This is a genomic window from Microbacterium aoyamense (assembly GCF_023155855.1).
Lineage (GTDB): Bacteria > Actinomycetota > Actinomycetes > Actinomycetales > Microbacteriaceae > Microbacterium > Microbacterium aoyamense.
This window is the reverse complement of sequence record NZ_JAKNUT010000005.1, coordinates 260778-276458: the sequence shown is the minus strand read 5'-3', so window position 1 is coordinate 276458 and position 15681 is coordinate 260778. Positions and strand designations below refer to the sequence as shown.

General features: G+C 69.5%; 15 protein-coding genes and 1 riboswitch. Of the genes, 8 read left to right on the top strand and 7 right to left on the bottom strand.

Annotation, left to right across the window (positions count from 1 at the left end):
• Positions 1-107 precede the first annotated feature (107 nt).
• Positions 108-1985 carry a phosphoenolpyruvate carboxykinase (GTP) gene (locus tag MA876_RS14600; RefSeq protein WP_248150963.1) on the top strand — a complete coding sequence of 626 codons (1878 nt, stop codon included), beginning with the start codon at positions 108-110 and terminating at the stop codon, positions 1983-1985.
• A gap of 147 nt (positions 1986-2132) precedes the next feature.
• Here the strand turns inward: MA876_RS14600 and MA876_RS14595 are convergent, their stop codons facing one another.
• Both MA876_RS14595 and MA876_RS14590 read right to left on the bottom strand, forming a co-directional pair.
• Entirely contained in the window at positions 2133-4094 is a 1962-nt protein-coding gene (locus MA876_RS14595; RefSeq protein WP_248150960.1) for an ABC transporter ATP-binding protein, read from the bottom strand.
• 35 nt (positions 4095-4129) lie between these two features.
• The gene (locus tag MA876_RS14590; protein WP_275563115.1) at positions 4130-4384 is read right to left on the bottom strand and encodes an AsnC family protein; all 255 of its coding nucleotides are present in this window, start codon (positions 4382-4384) and stop codon (positions 4130-4132) included.
• A gap of 83 nt (positions 4385-4467) precedes the next feature.
• Here MA876_RS14590 and MA876_RS14585 point away from each other — a divergent pair, with 83 nt between their 5' ends.
• From MA876_RS14585 to MA876_RS14565, 5 genes are read left to right on the top strand one after another with little or no spacing between them, the layout of a single operon-like run.
• Positions 4468-5409 (top strand): ABC transporter ATP-binding protein, encoded by a 942-nt coding sequence (locus tag MA876_RS14585; protein ID WP_248150958.1) that lies wholly within the window; start codon positions 4468-4470, stop codon positions 5407-5409.
• Entirely contained in the window at positions 5406-6266 is an 861-nt protein-coding gene (locus tag MA876_RS14580; protein ID WP_248150956.1) for an ABC transporter permease, read from the top strand. Before MA876_RS14585 ends, MA876_RS14580 begins: the two co-directional genes overlap by 4 nt.
• Complete coding sequence (locus MA876_RS14575; RefSeq protein ID WP_248150953.1) at positions 6263-7090, top strand: ABC transporter permease; 828 nt, start codon at positions 6263-6265, stop codon at positions 7088-7090. The genes MA876_RS14580 and MA876_RS14575 overlap by 4 nt, the downstream gene beginning before the upstream one ends.
• 40 nt (positions 7091-7130) lie before the next feature.
• On the top strand, positions 7131-7808 hold the full coding sequence (locus tag MA876_RS14570) for a TetR/AcrR family transcriptional regulator (RefSeq protein WP_248150951.1): 678 nt from the start codon (positions 7131-7133) through the stop codon (positions 7806-7808).
• A complete protein-coding gene (locus MA876_RS14565; RefSeq protein WP_248150949.1) occupies positions 7805-8191 on the top strand; it encodes a hypothetical protein in 387 nt (128 codons plus the stop codon). Before MA876_RS14570 ends, MA876_RS14565 begins: the two co-directional genes overlap by 4 nt.
• A 27-nt stretch (positions 8192-8218) precedes the next feature.
• Here MA876_RS14565 and MA876_RS14560 read toward each other — a convergent pair whose 3' ends face one another.
• Genes MA876_RS14560 through ribD form a run of 5 tightly spaced genes read right to left on the bottom strand, consistent with a single transcriptional unit; the run spans position 8219 to position 12029 of the window.
• Positions 8219-8575: a Fe-S protein gene (locus MA876_RS14560; RefSeq protein ID WP_248150946.1), complete on the bottom strand. Its 357-nt coding sequence runs from the start codon at positions 8573-8575 to the stop codon at positions 8219-8221.
• A gap of 52 nt (positions 8576-8627) precedes the next feature.
• Complete coding sequence (gene ribH, locus MA876_RS14555) at positions 8628-9104, bottom strand: 6,7-dimethyl-8-ribityllumazine synthase (RefSeq protein WP_248150943.1); 477 nt, start codon at positions 9102-9104, stop codon at positions 8628-8630.
• Positions 9101-10372, bottom strand: coding sequence for a GTP cyclohydrolase II (ribA, locus tag MA876_RS14550; RefSeq protein WP_248150941.1), 1272 nt, complete (start codon positions 10370-10372; stop codon positions 9101-9103). The genes ribH and ribA overlap by 4 nt, the downstream gene beginning before the upstream one ends.
• Positions 10369-11007: a riboflavin synthase gene (locus tag MA876_RS14545; protein ID WP_248150938.1), complete on the bottom strand. Its 639-nt coding sequence runs from the start codon at positions 11005-11007 to the stop codon at positions 10369-10371. The genes ribA and MA876_RS14545 overlap by 4 nt, the downstream gene beginning before the upstream one ends.
• A complete protein-coding gene (ribD, locus tag MA876_RS14540; RefSeq protein WP_248150935.1) occupies positions 11007-12029 on the bottom strand; it encodes a bifunctional diaminohydroxyphosphoribosylaminopyrimidine deaminase/5-amino-6-(5-phosphoribosylamino)uracil reductase RibD in 1023 nt (340 codons plus the stop codon). Before ribD ends, MA876_RS14545 begins: the two co-directional genes overlap by 1 nt.
• A 76-nt stretch (positions 12030-12105) precedes the next feature.
• Positions 12106-12252, bottom strand: a riboswitch (FMN riboswitch).
• 129 nt (positions 12253-12381) lie between these two features.
• Here ribD and MA876_RS14535 point away from each other — a divergent pair.
• On the top strand, positions 12382-14085 hold the full coding sequence (locus tag MA876_RS14535) for a glycerol-3-phosphate dehydrogenase/oxidase (RefSeq protein ID WP_248150932.1): 1704 nt from the start codon (positions 12382-12384) through the stop codon (positions 14083-14085).
• 33 nt (positions 14086-14118) lie between these two features.
• A complete protein-coding gene (glpK, locus tag MA876_RS14530; RefSeq protein ID WP_248150929.1) occupies positions 14119-15657 on the top strand; it encodes a glycerol kinase GlpK in 1539 nt (512 codons plus the stop codon).
• Positions 15658-15681: the final 24 nt, after the last annotated feature.

Below are 15681 nucleotides of genomic sequence, written 5' to 3'. Positions count from 1 at the left end.
GAAAGAATCGCAACTCTTGACACGTGATCCGGTGGGAAGAGGCATCCATCCCGCGTCAAAGTGGAGGAGAACCTAAATCTGTTCACTCGATCGCAGAGGAGCGACCCATGGCACTGGCCGACATCTTCACGCGCCCCACCCCGACTTCCGGAGCACCGATGCCCGCCATGACCCGTTCCTTCGGCATGCGCCCCGTCGGCGAAGGTCTCGCCGAGCTGATGGCGTGGGTCGACGAGATCGCCGCGCTGACGCAGCCCGCCCGCGTCCACTGGGTCGACGGCTCGCGTGCAGAGAACGACGCGCTCCTTCGCGAGATGGTCGACGAGGGCAAGCTCATCAAGCTCAACCCCGAGTGGCGCCCCGGCTCATACCTCGCCCGTTCGCACCCGAGTGACGTCGCCCGCACCGAGGGGCGCACGTTCATCGCGTCGGAGCGTCCCGAGGACGCCGGCCCCACGAACAACTGGGCCGCTCCGGACGAGATCCGCGCGACGATCACGCCGCTCTTCGAGGGCTCGATGCGCGGCCGCACGATGTACGTCGTGCCGTTCTCGATGGGAGCCGTGGGCGGACCGCTCTCGCACATCGGCGTGCAGATCACGGACAGCGCGTACGCCGTCACCTCGATCGGCATCATGACGCGCGTCGGCACCGCTGTGCTCGCCGAGATCGCCGACGGAGCCGCGTGGGTCAAGACGGTGCACACCGTCGGCGCCCCGTTGGCCGCGGGCGAAGCGGACGTCGCGTGGCCGTGCAACGACGAGAAGTACATCGTGCACTTCCCCGAGACGCTCGAGGTGTGGTCGTTCGGTTCGGGATACGGCGGCAACGCGATCCTCGCGAAGAAGTGCTTCGCGCTGCGCATCGCGTCGGTCATCGGCCGCAACGAGGGATGGCTCGCCGAGCACATGCTGCTCATCCGGGTCATCGACCCCGCCGGTCGCCGCTACCACGTCGCGGCAGCATTCCCGTCGGCGTGCGGCAAGACGAACCTCGCGATGCTGCGCCCCACGATCCCGGGCTGGCGCGTCGAGACGCTCGGTGACGACATCGCGTGGCTCCGTCCCGGTGAGGACGGCCGCCTGTGGGCGATCAACCCCGAGGCCGGCTTCTTCGGCGTGGCGCCCGGAACGGGCGAGTCGACGAACGTCGCCGCGGTCGAGACGCTGTGGGGCAACACGATCTTCACGAACGTCGCGCTGCGCCCCGACGGCGACGTGTGGTGGGAGGGCCTGACCGACGAGGCGCCCGCCGAGCTCACCGACTGGGAGGGCAACGCGTGGACCCCGGCATCCGGTCGTCCCGCCGCGCACCCGAACTCGCGCTTCACCGTCGCCGCCGCCCAGTGCCCGCAGATCGCCGACGACTGGGACTCGCCCGAGGGCGTGCCGCTCGACGCGATCCTCTTCGGCGGACGCCGCGCGACCAACGTGCCGTTGGTCGTCGAGGCGACGGACTGGACGCACGGCGTCTTCATGGGCTCGAACATCTCGTCCGAGCGCACGGCCGCCGCCGAGGGCACGGTCGGCGAACTGCGCCGCGATCCCTTCGCGATGCTGCCGTTCTGCGGCTACAACATGGCCGACTACTTCGGCCACTGGCTCAAGATCGGCCAGAAGCTCCGCTTCGACCGCGCGCCGCGCATCTTCCAGGTCAACTGGTTCCGCAAGGGCGCCGACGGCCGCTTCCTCTGGCCCGGCTTCGGCGACAACGCGCGCGTCGTCGACTGGATCATCCGTCGCATCGAGGGCGAGGTCGCCGCCGTCGACAGCCCCATCGGGCGCCTGCCGCTCACGGACGACATCGACCTCGACGGCATCGAGGTGCCGCAGGCGGACCTCGACGCGCTCTTCGCGATCGACGTCGACTCGTGGCTGCGCGAGGCCGAGCTGACCGAGGAGTTCTACCAGACCTTCGAAGGCCGCGTGCCCGCGCCCCTGTGGGCCGAGCTGGCCGCACTGCGGTACCGCCTGCAGCGCGCCTGACGTCGGATTCCGGATGCCCCGGCCCCGCCATCGCGGCGGGCCGGGGCATCCGTACCCACACGTTCTCGTCGAACCCACACGATTCGCGTGCAGGAACCGTGTGGGGTCGCGGAGAGTATGTGAGTTCGGCAGTGACGCGGCTCGCAGTCACACGAGCAGTTGGTGCTTCGCGAGATCGCGGTACAGCGGTGTGGACTGGACGAGCTCGGAGTGCGTGCCCTGACCGACGACCGACCCGTGATCCATCACGACGATCAGGTCGCTGTCGACGACGGTCGACAGGCGGTGCGCGATCACGATGAGCGTCCGGCCCGCAGTGACGGCATCGATCGCCTCGCGCATGCGCTGCTCGTTGAGCCCGTCGAGGGATGACGTCGACTCGTCGAGCAGCAGGATCGGGGGAGCGGCCAGCAACGCGCGGGCGATCGCCAGCCGCTGGCGCTCGCCGCCCGAGAGCATGACGCCCGATTCGCCGACCGGGGCGTCGAGGCCGAGGTCACTTCGGTCGAGCACCTCGCCGAGGTTGACGGCCCGCAGCACGGCTTCGCATTCCTGATCGGATGCCTCGGGCGACGCGAGGCGCAGATTGTCTCCGATCGTGCCGGCGAGGGTCGGGGCATCCTGCTCCACATAGCCGAGCTGGGCGCGCAGCGCCGCGCGATCGATCGCGCGCACGTCCACGCCGTCGAGCAGGATCGCGCCCGCCGTCGGGTCGTAGAAGCGCTCGATGAGCGCGAGCGTCGTGCTCTTGCCCGCGCCCGACGGGCCGACCAGTGCGACCCGCGCGCCGCGCGGCACCGCGAACGAGACCCCCCGCAGCACATCGCGGTCGGGAACGGCGCCTCCGGGCGCGTCGGGCAGCGTCACGCTCGAAGTGTCGACGTGGGCTGCCTCGAGGGCGCTGAGTGCTTCGGACTCGGCCTTGCGCCGCGCGGCGACGACGGCTTCGGGATAGGCGAACCGCACATCGCGGAACTCGATCGCCGGTGCGCCCTCTGCCCGGGCAAGGGGATCTGACGAGGCGAGGACGGTGCCGGGCGATTCAGTCCTCTGCTCGGCAACCGCGCTTGGCTGAGGAGAGGAGAGCGAGGCCGCGAGCGCCGCATCGCCCTGCGACTCGGTCGGCAGGTCGAGCACCTCCTGGATGCGGCCGAGCGCGCCGAGCGCCTGATTGACCGAGGTGATCGCGCCGAAGAACGAGCCGAGCGGCGCGATGAGCAGGAACAGGAACATCACGAACGTCACGAGCGACGCGATGGAGATGGCTCCGGATGCCACGCGGAACCCGCCGACGCCGAGGACGACGAGCAGCGACACCTGCAGGGCGATGCCCGCGATGGGCACGACGAGGGCCGAGACCTTCGCGATGCGCACGCCGACGCCGTAGACGTCGGTCGCGGTCCGGGTGATCGACGCGATCTCGCGATCGGACGCGCCCGCAGCGCGCACCGTGCGGATCGAACCGACCGCGCGCTCGACGCTCGATGCGAGTTCGCCGACCTTCTCCTGCTGCTCGGCGGTCGCGGTGCGGATGCGGCCCGACAGCAGCGTGACGCCGACGACCGAGACCCCGATCACGGCGACGATGAGCGCGAGCAGCATCCAATCGATCAGCGCCATCGCGATGATCGCGCCGACGAAGAGGAGCGCGTTGCCGACGGCATCCGCCAATCCCTGCGTCAGGACGGCGTACAGGAGCGTCGTGTCGGTGCCGACGCGCGAGACCAGGTCGCCCGTGCGACGGGCGTCGAACTCGCTGATCGGCAGGTGCAGGATGCGGGCGATGAGCTTGCGGCGGCTCGAATAGACGACGGCCGTGCCCGTGCGCTGGAGCAGGTAGTGCTGGAAGCCCGAGATGAGCGACGACGCGACGACCAGCGCCACGATCGCCCACAGCAGGTTGCCGAGCGGGATCTCGTTCTGCACGCGCTCGATGACTTGACCCACGACGAGGGGCTGCGCGAGCGTCGCGACCGCGCCGAAGACGCTGAGGACGGCGACGACCGCCAGGACTCCTTTGTGCTCCAGCAGGAAGGGGATGAGCTGCTTCAGGCTCGCGCGGGGGCCGTCCTGCTGTTCGCGGCGGCGACCGCGGCCGGAGCGGTTCATGGACATAGCGGTACCTCGATCTTGCGCGGGGGGTGTCACTTACGACCGTACTTCTTGTGCGCGGCCTGCTTCGTCACGCCCAGGGCCGCGGCGATCGCCTGCCATGAGTAGCCCAGGTTGCGGGCCTTGCGCACCTGCACCTCCTCGGCGCGGGCGAGTTCGCGTCGCACGCCGGCGAGGCGGTGCAGCTCGGCGATCGGCTCGCGCTCGGGCGCGGCGCCGATGAGGGTGCGGATGTCGTCGCCGCTCACGGTGTTCCCTTCGATGGATGCCGCGGGTGCGGCATCCATCGTCAACCGTAGTTGACGGCTTTGCCAGTCGTCAACCTGCATTGACGCTCAGCCGTGTCCGCACGCGGCGTTAGGGTAGTCCGGTGCCCGCACCCGTGATCTCCGCATCGAACCTCGTCAAGACCTACAAGGTCAAGGGCAAAGAGGACTTCCTGGCCGTCGACGGCCTGTCGTTCGAGGTCGCACCCGGCGAGTCCTTCGGCCTCCTGGGCCCCAACGGTGCGGGCAAGTCCACGACGATGAAGATGATCGGTGCCGTGTCCACGCGTACGGCCGGCGACCTGTCGATCCTGGGCCTCGACCCCGATTCCTATGGCCCCGAGATCCGTTCGCGTCTGGGCGTCGTGCCGCAGCAGGACAACCTCGACGGCGAGCTCAACGCGCGCGAGAACCTCTACATGTACGGGCGGTACTTCGGGATCCCGGGCAAGGAGTGCTCGCGCAAGGCCGACGAGCTGCTCGCGTTCGCGCAGCTCGAGGACAAGGCCAAGAGCAAGGTCGATGCGCTGTCGGGCGGCATGAAGCGCCGCCTCACGATCGCGCGCGGCCTCATCAACGACCCCCGCATCCTGCTGCTCGACGAGCCGACGACAGGGCTCGACCCGCAGGCGCGGCACGTGCTGTGGGACCGCCTGTTCCGCCTCAAGGAGCGCGGCACGACGCTCGTGCTCACGACCCACTACATGGACGAGGCCGAGCAGCTCTGCGATCGGCTGATCGTCGTCGACAAGGGCCGGATCATGGCCGAAGGCACGCCCGCTTCGCTCATCCGCGAGCACTCGAGCCGAGAGGTGCTCGAAGTGCGGTTCGGCTCGGACCGCAACGAGCAGTATGCGCCGCAGCTGCACGGCTTCGGTGACCGGGTCGAAGTGCTGCCCGACCGCATCCTCATCTACACCGCCGACGGCGAGGCGGCGCTCGAGCGCATCACCGCGTCAGGCCTCGAGCCCGTCACCTCGCTCGTGCGCCGGTCGTCGCTCGAGGACGTCTTCCTGCGCCTCACGGGACGGACGCTGATCGAATGAGCGATCTTCCCGTCACCGTCGATCCGTCCGTCGAAGCGGCCCGTGCCGAGGCGCTCGAATGGGGCCGCAAGCCCCGCGCGCGAGGGCTCTGGTACGTCACCGAGCACATGGTGCGCTCGATGCGCGCCTATGGCTGGACGATCGTCGTCGGCGCCGTCGGGCAGCCGATCGTCTACCTCCTCGGTCTCGCCGTGGGTCTCGCTGCCATCATCCAGCTGCCGATCGAGCAGGGTGGGCAAGAGGTCAGCTACCTCGTCTTCGTCGCGCCGGCCCTGCTCATGACGGCGTCGGTCGCCGTGGCTTCCGAAGAGCTGTCGTATCCCGTCATCTCGGGATTCAAGTGGCGGCGGCTGTTCTTCGGCTTCAGCGCGTCCCCGTTGTCGCCGGGGCAGATCGCCGGGGGCGTCATCATGGCCGCCGCCGCGCGCATGGGCCTCGCGGTCGTCGCCTACTACCTCTTCATCTGGGCGTTCCAGGCCGTACCGAACCCGCTCACGGGGTGGCTCATGATCCCGATCGGCGTGCTCGCGGGCCTCTCGTTCGGCATTCCCTATGCGGCATACGCGGCATCCATCACCGAAGACAAGGGTCAGTTCGCGCTCGTCCAGCGCTTCGTCTTCATGCCGATGTTCCTCTTCTCCGCCACGTTCTACCCGCTCACGAACCTGCCGATCGAACTGCGCTGGATCGCCTGGATCTCGCCCCTGTGGCATGCGACCGAGCTCGGCCGCGTCGTGAGCTACGGCATGCCGATCTCGCCGGCGCTGCTGTGGGCGCACGTGCTCTTCCTGCTCGTGCTGGCCATCGGCGGCTACATCGTCTGCCGCCGGATCTTCCAGAAGAGGCTCGCGTCATGAGCACTGCCGAGATGACGATGGATGCGACGGCCCGCCGCGGTGGCGTGCGCGCGCTGTGGGCGGGCAACCCCCAGGCCGTCGTGCAGCGCGGTCTGGTCGCGGCGCGCTCGTCGAGCTGGGTCGTCGTCGTGTCGGGGTTCTTCGAGCCCGTCTTCTACCTGCTGTCGATGGGCATCGGCCTCGGAGCGATGGTCGGGCCGGTGACGACCTCGGGAGGCGTCGAAGTGCCGTACGCGGCGTTCATCGCGCCGGCGCTGCTGGCGGTCTCGGCTATGAACGGTGCGATCTACGACTCGACGTGGAACGTCTTCTTCAAGCTCAACTACGGCAAGCTCTACGAGGGAATGCTCGCGACATCCCTCGGCCCGCTCGACGTCGCGCTCGGCGAGATCCTCTACGCACTGCTGCGCGGCCTCCTGTACGCGACGGGCTTCATGATCATCATGCAGTTCCTCGGGCTCAACCTCGCCTGGACGGCGATCCTCGCGATCCCGGCAGTGCTCCTCATCGCCTTCGGCTTCGCGAGCCTCGGCATGGCGGTCACGAGCTACATGAAGACCTTCCAGCAGATGGACTGGATCAACATCGTGCTGCTGCCGATGTTCCTCTTCTCGGCGACGCTCTACCCGATCACGGTGTACCCCGACTGGGTGCAGGGCATCATCCAGGCATTCCCGCTGTGGCACGCGGTCGAGCTCATCCGCGGTCTCACGACGGGTTCGCTGCAGCCCGTGATGTGGGTGCACGTGTTCTACTTCGTCGTCATGATCGCGGTGGGGCTCGTCTTCACGACGAAGCGGCTGCGCGCCCTCTTCCTCGACTGAGGTTCTTGAACGCGTTCAGATCTCGGAGTAGATTCTGAACATGTCCAGTTCTGAAGTCGCAGCAACCACGAAGAGCGACCGCACGCGTGCGGCGATCCGCGATGTCGCACTCCGATCGTTCCGCGAACGCGGCTACGACCAGACCACGATCCGGCTCATCGCCGGCGAAGCGGGCGTCTCTGTCGGCACGACGAACTACCACTTCGCGTCGAAGAACGATCTCGTGCAGGAGCTCTACCTCGACGTCCAGACGGCCCACCGGGAGGCGGCGCTGCCGCTGCTCGAGGCGAGCGACGACCTGGTGGAGCGGCTGGGGATCGTGTTCCGGACGGGCCTGAGTCAGCTCGGGCCGTATCACCGCTTCGCGTCGGAGTTCCTCTCGGCGGCCGTCTCGCCGCGGTCGTCGATCAACCCCCTCTCGGGCGACTCGGGGCCGTCCCGTGAGATCGTCGTGGGGCTCTTCCGAGACGCCGTGGCGGGAGCATCCGACAAGATCCCTGCGGAGTTCGAGAAGGATCTGCCGGCGGCGCTCATGCTCGGTCACCTGCTGCTCGCGCTCTTCTGGGTCTACGACTCCTCCCCGGGTCAAGAGCGAACGCAGCGGCTCCTGTCGAGGGGCCTGCGACTGCTCAAGCTGTCGCTGCCGCTCGTGCGGATGCGGGTTCTGCGCAAACCGCTGCGCGAGCTGCTCGATCTCGTCGCCGAGGTGGGGGCATGAGCGCCGAACACGCCGTCGCCCCGCCGGTCACGAGCGACCCGGGGCTCTGGCACGTCCGCTGGTTCCGGGTCCTGACGATCATCAATTCCACGATCGTGCTCTTCTCCGCCGTCGGCGCCGCGATCCCGTCGTCGACCGCGACGGGATGGTTCTTCATCGCGTTCCCGGTCGTCCCGGCGCTGTTCGCGATGCCGTTCGCGTGGTTCGTCCTGCTCGCGTTCGCCGTGGTGTTCTCCGCGGTCAGCATGCTGCTCGGCCCGGGCCGCAGAGGTCCACGATTCCTCCGAGCCCTGACGGTGTGGGGCACGATCTATCTCGGAACACCGATCGCGGTCACGTCGCTCGGCGCGGTCATTGTTTTCGTCGGCGACCTCGTGACCTGAAGGAGGCCCGGCCGAGGCATCCGGATCTCAGCGCCAGATGACCGCGAGCGCCGCGTTGAGCAGCGTCAGGATGCCGATCGCCCAAAACAGGCCGGGGGAGACCGAGGTGCCGGCCTTGCGGGCCCGCGACGCGCCGATGCCCATGAGCGCGCCGATCGCGAGCAGGACCACGAGCTTGACGCCGAGCTTCACGTAGTTGAGCTCGTACGAGATGCCCCACGGCGCAGCCAGGATCAGGCCCGCCACGGCCGCGATCACGAGACCCCAGTTCATGACCTTGTTGATCTGGAAGCGGCGAGTGAACGCTTCGACGGCCCAGCCACCGAACAGCAGCGCGAAACCGGTGATGTGGACGAACACGACGACGTGACGCAGGATCTCCATGCCGTCACGGTAGGCCGCGAGGATGCCTCGTCGCTAGCAAGGCAGACCTTGGTCAGCCCCGGAGCGCCCGGAGCACGAGCGCCGTGCGGACCGCGGCATCCGCCGCCTCGTAGCCCTTGTCCTCCTTCGAGCCCTCGAGGCCGGCTCGATCGAGGCCCTGCTTCTCGTCGTCGAGCGTCAGGACGCCGAAGCCGACGGGCTTGCCGGTGTCGAGCGCGACGCGCGTGAGTCCGTCGGTCGCGGCGGACGACACGAACTCGAAGTGGGGCGTACCACCGCGGATGATGACGCCGAGCGCCACGACGGCGTCGGCACCGGCATCCAGCGCCGCCTTCGCGACGACCGGAAGCTCGAACGAGCCGGGCACGCGAACGAGTCGCCAGGAGGCGTGGGATGCCTCGAGCGCGCGCTCGGCGCCCGCGATGAGCCCGTCGCTGATCGCGTCGTGCCACGTGCCGGCGATGACGACGACCGAAAGCCCCGTCGCGTCGACGGGTTCGCCGGGCTGGGGTGCTCCGACGCCGCTCATCGCTCTGCGCCTTCGTGCAGATCGGCGAGCGCGTCGCGCAGCTCGCCCTCGTCGATGATGTGGCCCATGCGATCCCGCTTCGTCTCGAGGTACTGGTGGTTGTTGGGGCCGACGCCCACGATGAGCGGCACCTGCTCGACGATGTCGAGACCGAAGTCGCGCAGCTGCTTGACCTTGTCGGTGTTGTTGGTCAGCAGTCGCACGCGCTCGACCCCGAGGTCGGAGAGGATGCCGGCGGCCGCCGCGTAATCGCGGGCATCGGCCGGGAGGCCCAAGGCGAGGTTGGCGTCGACCGTGTCGAGGCCGCGCTCCTGCAGGCTGTAGGCGCGGAGCTTGTTGATGAGCCCGATGCCCCGGCCCTCGTGGCCGCGCATGTAGATGACGACGCCGCCGTCCTGCTCGATCGCGTCGAGAGCGGCTTCGAGCTGCGGGCCGCATTCGCACTTGAGCGACCCGAACGCTTCGCCCGTCAGGCACTCCGAGTGCACGCGCACGAGCGGTGCGTCGTCGGTCAGGTCGCCCGAGACGACGGCGAGGTGGTCGGTGCCCGTGATGCGGTCCTTGTAGGCGAGGAATCGGAACTCGCCGTGCGAGGTCGGGACGTGCGATTCGGCACGCAGGCTCACCCGACGTTTGTGTGCGGGCGCGGCATCCACCGGCTGCACCTCGTCGAGGTACGCGATGAGCTGCTCGATCGTGATGACGGGAAGACCCTCGCGCTCGCCGAGCTCGATCAGGCCGGGCAGGCGCATCATGGAACCGTCCTCGGCCACGACCTCGCCGATCGCGCCGACGGGCTGCAGACCCGCGAGCTTCATGAGGTCGACGGCCGCCTCGGTGTGACCGGCGCGCTCGCGCACACCGCCGTCCACGGCGCGGAGCGGCAGGATGTGGCCCGGACGGATGACGCTCAGCGGCGTCGACGCGGGGTCGGCGAGCACGTTGAGCGTGTGCGAGCGGTCGGCCGCGCTGATGCCCGTCGACACGCGGTCGGCGGCGTCGACGCTGACCGTGTAGGCGGTGCCGCGCGAGTCCTCGTTCTGCGCGACCATCGGCGGCAGATCGAGCCGATCCGCCCAGTCGGCGGGCATCGGTGCGCAGAGGAATCCGCTGGACCAGCGGATCGTCCAGGCGAGCCATTCGGTCGTCGCGAGCTCGGCCGAGATGATGATGTCGCCCTCGTTCTCGCGGTTCTCATCGTCGGCGACGATGACGGGCTTGCCCTGCTGCAGGGCCGCAAGGGCTTCGGGGATGGTGGAAAGGCTCATCGCGAGCCTCCTTCGTTCGAGTTCTTCTGAGGGGTGAAAGCGAGCAGCCGCTGCACGTGGCGGGCCAGGATGTCGGTCTCGAGGTTGACGGCGTCGCCGACCTCGCGGGCGCCGAGCGTCGTCGCGGCGAGCGTCTCGGGGATGAGCGAGACCTCGAACCACTGCTGCGGCTCGTCGGCCGGGGACGCGGCCGAGACGGTGAGCGAGACGCCGTCGACGGCGATCGAGCCCTTGTCGACGACGAGCGGGGCGAGCTCGGCGGGCAGTTCGACCCGCAGCACGCGCCACTCAGCGCCAGGACGCACGTCGAGGATCCGGCCCGTGCCGTCGATGTGCCCCTGGACGATGTGGCCGCCCAGGCGTCCGTGCGCGGCGGTCGCCCGCTCGAGGTTGACGACACGGCCGGGCGCGACGCCCGCGAGGGTCGACATGTCCAATGTCTGGCGCATGACGTCGGCGGTGAACCAGTCCTCGCCCTGATCGACGACGGTGAGGCACACGCCGCTCACCGCGATCGAGTCGCCGTGCGCGGCATCCGACACCGCCTTCGGCGCCCGGACCGTGACCCGTACGCCGTCACCCGACGGCTCGACGGCCGTGACGGCGCCGATCTCTTCGACGATTCCCGTGAACATCAGCTGGCTCCTTCGGAGGCGGGGCGGGCGACGATCAAGAGGTCGTCGCCGAGGGTCTGGATGGATGCCACAGCCAGCCGTCGCGCCTGTGCGATCGTGCCGACACCGACGTCGCCGAGGGCGAGTCGACCGCCGCCGAGCAGCACGGGTGCGACGTAGGCGAGGATCTCGTCGGCGAGGCCGGCGCGCACGAACGCGCTCGCGAGCGTCGGACCGCCCTCGATGAAGACGCGCTGCACGCCGAGGCCGCCGAGTTCGGCGAGGACGGCTGCCAGGTCGTCGCCCGATCGCTGGAAGTAGGGACGCGGATGCCGCGTAACTGCCGCCACCGAGGGCACGGCGCGGGCGCCGAGGACGACGGGGATGGGCTGGTTGTCGTAGAGCGTGCCGTCGGCCTGCCGCGCGGTCAGTGCGGGATCGTCGGCGAGCAGGGTGCCGGTGCCGACGACGATCGCGTCGGCCTCCGCGCGGCGGCGATGCACATCGGCCCGCGCGTCCGGACCCGTGATCCACTGGCTCGTGCCGTCGTCCGCGGCCGCACGCCCGTCGAGGCTCTGCGCCCACTTGACGGTGACGTGCGGGCGACCGAGCCGCTGCAGCGTGAGCCACGACGCGAGCAGGTCTTCCGCCTCCTCGGCCAGCACGCCGGCATCCACGTCCACTCCCGCGTCACGCAGGCGCTCGGCACCGCCGGACGAGTGCTCGCCGGGATCGTCCACGGCATAGACGACCCGCGCGACTCCGGCGGCGATGAGGGCCTCGGAGCAGGGCCCCGTGCGCCCGGTGTGGTTGCACGGCTCGAGGGTCACGACGGCCGTCGCGCCGCGCGCGGCATCGGTCTTCGCGAGCGCGTCGACCTCGGCGTGCGGCGTTCCGGCGCCTCGGTGCCAGCCCTCGGCGATCACGTCGCCCGTCGGCGACAGGAGCACGGCGCCTACCTGCGGGTTGATCCCGCGGGGGCCGCGTTCAGCGAGCTCGAGCGCACGGCGCATGGCCTGCCGCTCCGCGTCGTTCGCCGTCATCCGTTCCATCCTGGTTCCGAGTTCTCGGACTCCGGGGGCAACGGGAAGATGCGGCGTCCGACACTCGTCGGATGCCTTCGTGCGCCTCCCATCCGGACTAGCGATGGCTGACCATCGCATCACCGTCGGTTCCGGAGTTCCACCGGATCAGCCTCGGCAGGATCTGCGTCGGCTCGCGGACTATGACCGCCGGTTCGGATTCCCACCGACCCCGGAGCACGTAATGCTCACGAGTCTACCCAACGCCTCGCGGTCGGGTTCATTCCATGACGCTGGATGAATGCGGTGAACCGGCGCGGGTGGGCTGAGGCATCCCGATCCGGACGTAGCCTGGAGGAGGGGAAGGGGTGCCATGTCGGATCGCAGGATCGGGTTCGCCGCGTTGCGCGAGCGACCCTACGCGGACGTGCTCATCATCGGCGGCGGGATCAACGGACTCGCGACGTTCCGCGATCTCGCGCTGCAGGGGGTGGATGTCGCGCTGGTCGAGCGCGCGGACTTCGTCAGCGGCGCATCGGCTGCGTCGTCGCACATGATCCACGGCGGCATCCGCTACCTCGAGAACGGCGAGTTCCGGCTCGTGCACGAAGCCGTGACCGAGCGGAACGCGCTGTTGCGCACCGCGCCGCACTTCGTCCGACCGCTGCAGACGACGATCCCGATCTACTCGACGTTCTCGGGCATCCTGAGTGCGCCCCTGCGGTTCCTGCGCCATGGTGCGGGCAGACCGCGAGAGCGCGGTGCGATCCTCATCAAGATCGGCCTCGTGATCTACGACTCCTTCTCGCGGGGCGGCGGCCGCGTGCCCCGGCACGCCTTCCACGGTCGCCGGCGATCGCTCGCCCAGCTGCCGCAGCTCAACCCTGCAGTGAGGTACACGGCCACGTATTGGGATGCCTCGCTGCACGACCCGGAACGCCTCGCGATCGACTTGCTGGCCGACGGCCTGGCGGCAGGTGCCGGCGAGGCGCGCGCCGCCAACTACACCGCAGCGGTCGGTGCGGACGGCGAGAAGGTCGTGCTGCGCGACGCCGAGTCCGGCGAAGAGGTCGAGTTCACGGCATCCGTCGTCGTCAACGCATCGGGTCCGTGGACCGATGTCACGAACCTCGCACTCGGTGACCCGACGGCCTACATGGGCGGTACGAAGGGCTCGCACATCGTTCTCGACAACCCCGCGCTGCTGGCGGCGACGGGTGGTCGCGAGCTGTTCTTCGAGGCGACCGACGGCCGCATCGTGCTCATCTACCCGCTCAAGGGCCGGGTGCTGGTGGGCACGACCGACCTCGAGCACGACATGGCCGACCCGATCGTGTGCACCGAGGCCGAGGTCGACTACTTCTTCGCCCTCGTGAATCAGGTGCTGCCGGCCGTCGAGATCGACCGCAGCGAGATCGTGTACCGCTTCTCGGGTGTGCGCCCGCTGCCCGGTCACGGCGACCTCGCGCCCGGCTTCGTCTCGCGCGACTACCGCATCGAAGCCGAGCTCCTCGCAGGCACGAACGGCCCGACCGTGCTGAGCCTCGTCGGCGGTAAGTGGACGACTTTCCGCGCATCGGCCGAGCACCTCGCGGACCGCGTCCTGGATCTGCTGGCGCGGCCGCGCCGCCGCACGACGAAGGGTCTCGCGATCGGCGGTGGCCGCGGGTTCCCCGCGACCGAGCGTGCGCGCCGGCAGTGGATCGACGCGCACGACAGCGGGATCGGCAGCGCCCGCACGGCGACCCTGCTCGACCGTTACGGCACGGTCGCGGCGGATGTCATCGCAGGACTGGATGCCGAGGACCGCCCGCTCGAGACGGTGCCCGGCTACAGCACGGGCGAACTGCGTCACCTCGCGCGAACCGAGGGCGTCGTGCACCTCGACGACATCCTGCAGCGGCGGACGTCCCTCGCGTTCACCGGTCGCGTGTCGCACGCCTCGGCGACCGAGATCGCCGAGGCGATCGCCCCCGTGATGAGGTGGGATGCCGCATCCGTCGCCATCGAAACAGGTCGCGCGCTCGCGAAGGTGCACGCGGCCGACCCGTCCTGGTCAGCAGTCGACGCCCGCTAGCCTGGCGGTGTCACTCACCCGCGAGGAGGCGGAATGGCAGAGCACGTCCTGGCCCTGGACCAGGGGACGACATCGACCCGTGCGATCGTCTTCGATGCGAAGGGTGCAATCGTCACCACGGCGCAGCGCGAGCACGAGCAGATCTTCCCGCGCGCGGGGTGGGTCGAGCACGACCCCATCGAGATCTGGACCAACGCGCAGTGGGTCATTGCGACGGCCCTCGACTCGGCAGGCCTCGGGGCGGGGGACATCGCGGGACTCGGCATCACGAACCAGCGCGAGACGGCGATCGTGTGGGACAAGCGCACGGGTCGCCCCGTGGCGAACGCGATCGTCTGGCAGGACACCCGCACACAGCAGGCGATCGACCGCCTCGCGGCGAGCGGCGGCACCGACCGCTTCGCCGCCAAGACCGGGCTGCCGCTCGCGACATACTTCTCGGCGTCGAAGATCGCATGGATCCTCGAGCACGTGCCGGGGGCGCGCGCAGATGCCGAGGCCGGACATCTGCTGTTCGGCACGCCCGACACGTGGGTGATCTGGAATCTGACGGGCGACACGCGCCGCGGCATCCACGTCACGGACGTCACGAACGCGAGCCGCACGCTGCTCATGGACCTCGAGACGCTCGCATGGGACGACGAACTGCTCGAGGCGTTCGGCATCCCGCGCGCGATGCTGCCCGAGATCGTGCCGTCCTCGGGCGTCGTCGGCGAGGTGCACGAGCCGGTCGCCGCCCGTGGCGTGCCGATCGCGGGCATCCTCGGCGACCAGCAGGCCGCGACCTTCGGGCAGGCGGCGTTCGACGCGGGGCAGTCGAAGAACACGTACGGCACGGGCAACTTCCTGCTCGTCAACACCGGCACCGACATCGTGCGCTCGCAGAACGGACTCGTCACGACGCTCGCCTACCAATGCGGCGACGAGCCCGCGCGGTACGCGCTCGAGGGGTCCATCGCCGTCACCGGCTCGCTCGTGCAATGGCTGCGCGACAACCTCGGCATCATCTCGTCGGCGCCCGAGGTCTCGCGCCTCGCGTCGACGGTGGAAGACAGCGGGGGAGCGTACTTCGTCCCGGCGTTCTCGGGCCTGTTCGCCCCGTACTGGAGACCCGATGCGCGCGGCGCGCTCGTCGGTCTCACGCGTTACGTCAACAAGGCGCACATCGCCCGGGCGGCCCTCGAAGCCGCCGGATTCCAGTCGCGGGATGTCATCGACGCGATCGTCGCCGACACCGGCACGGCCCTGGACGAGCTCCGCGTCGACGGCGGAGGCTCGCGCGACGAGCTCATGATGCAGTTCCAGGCCGACATCCTCGGCATCCCCGTCGTGCGGCCCGAGGTCATCGAGACGACGGCGCTCGGCGCCGCGTACGCGGCGGGCCTCGCGACGGGCGTCTGGAAGGACCGCGACGAGCTCCGCACGCACTGGCGCGAGGGTGTGCGCTTCGAGCCACGCATGGGTGAAGAGGAGCGTGAGCGGCGCGTGCGCATGTGGCGCAAAGCGGTCTCGAAGTCCTACGACTGGGTCGATGAGGATGCCCGGGTCCTCGCGGGCACGAACGACGTCTGACCCGTGCCGAGCCTGTCGAAGCCG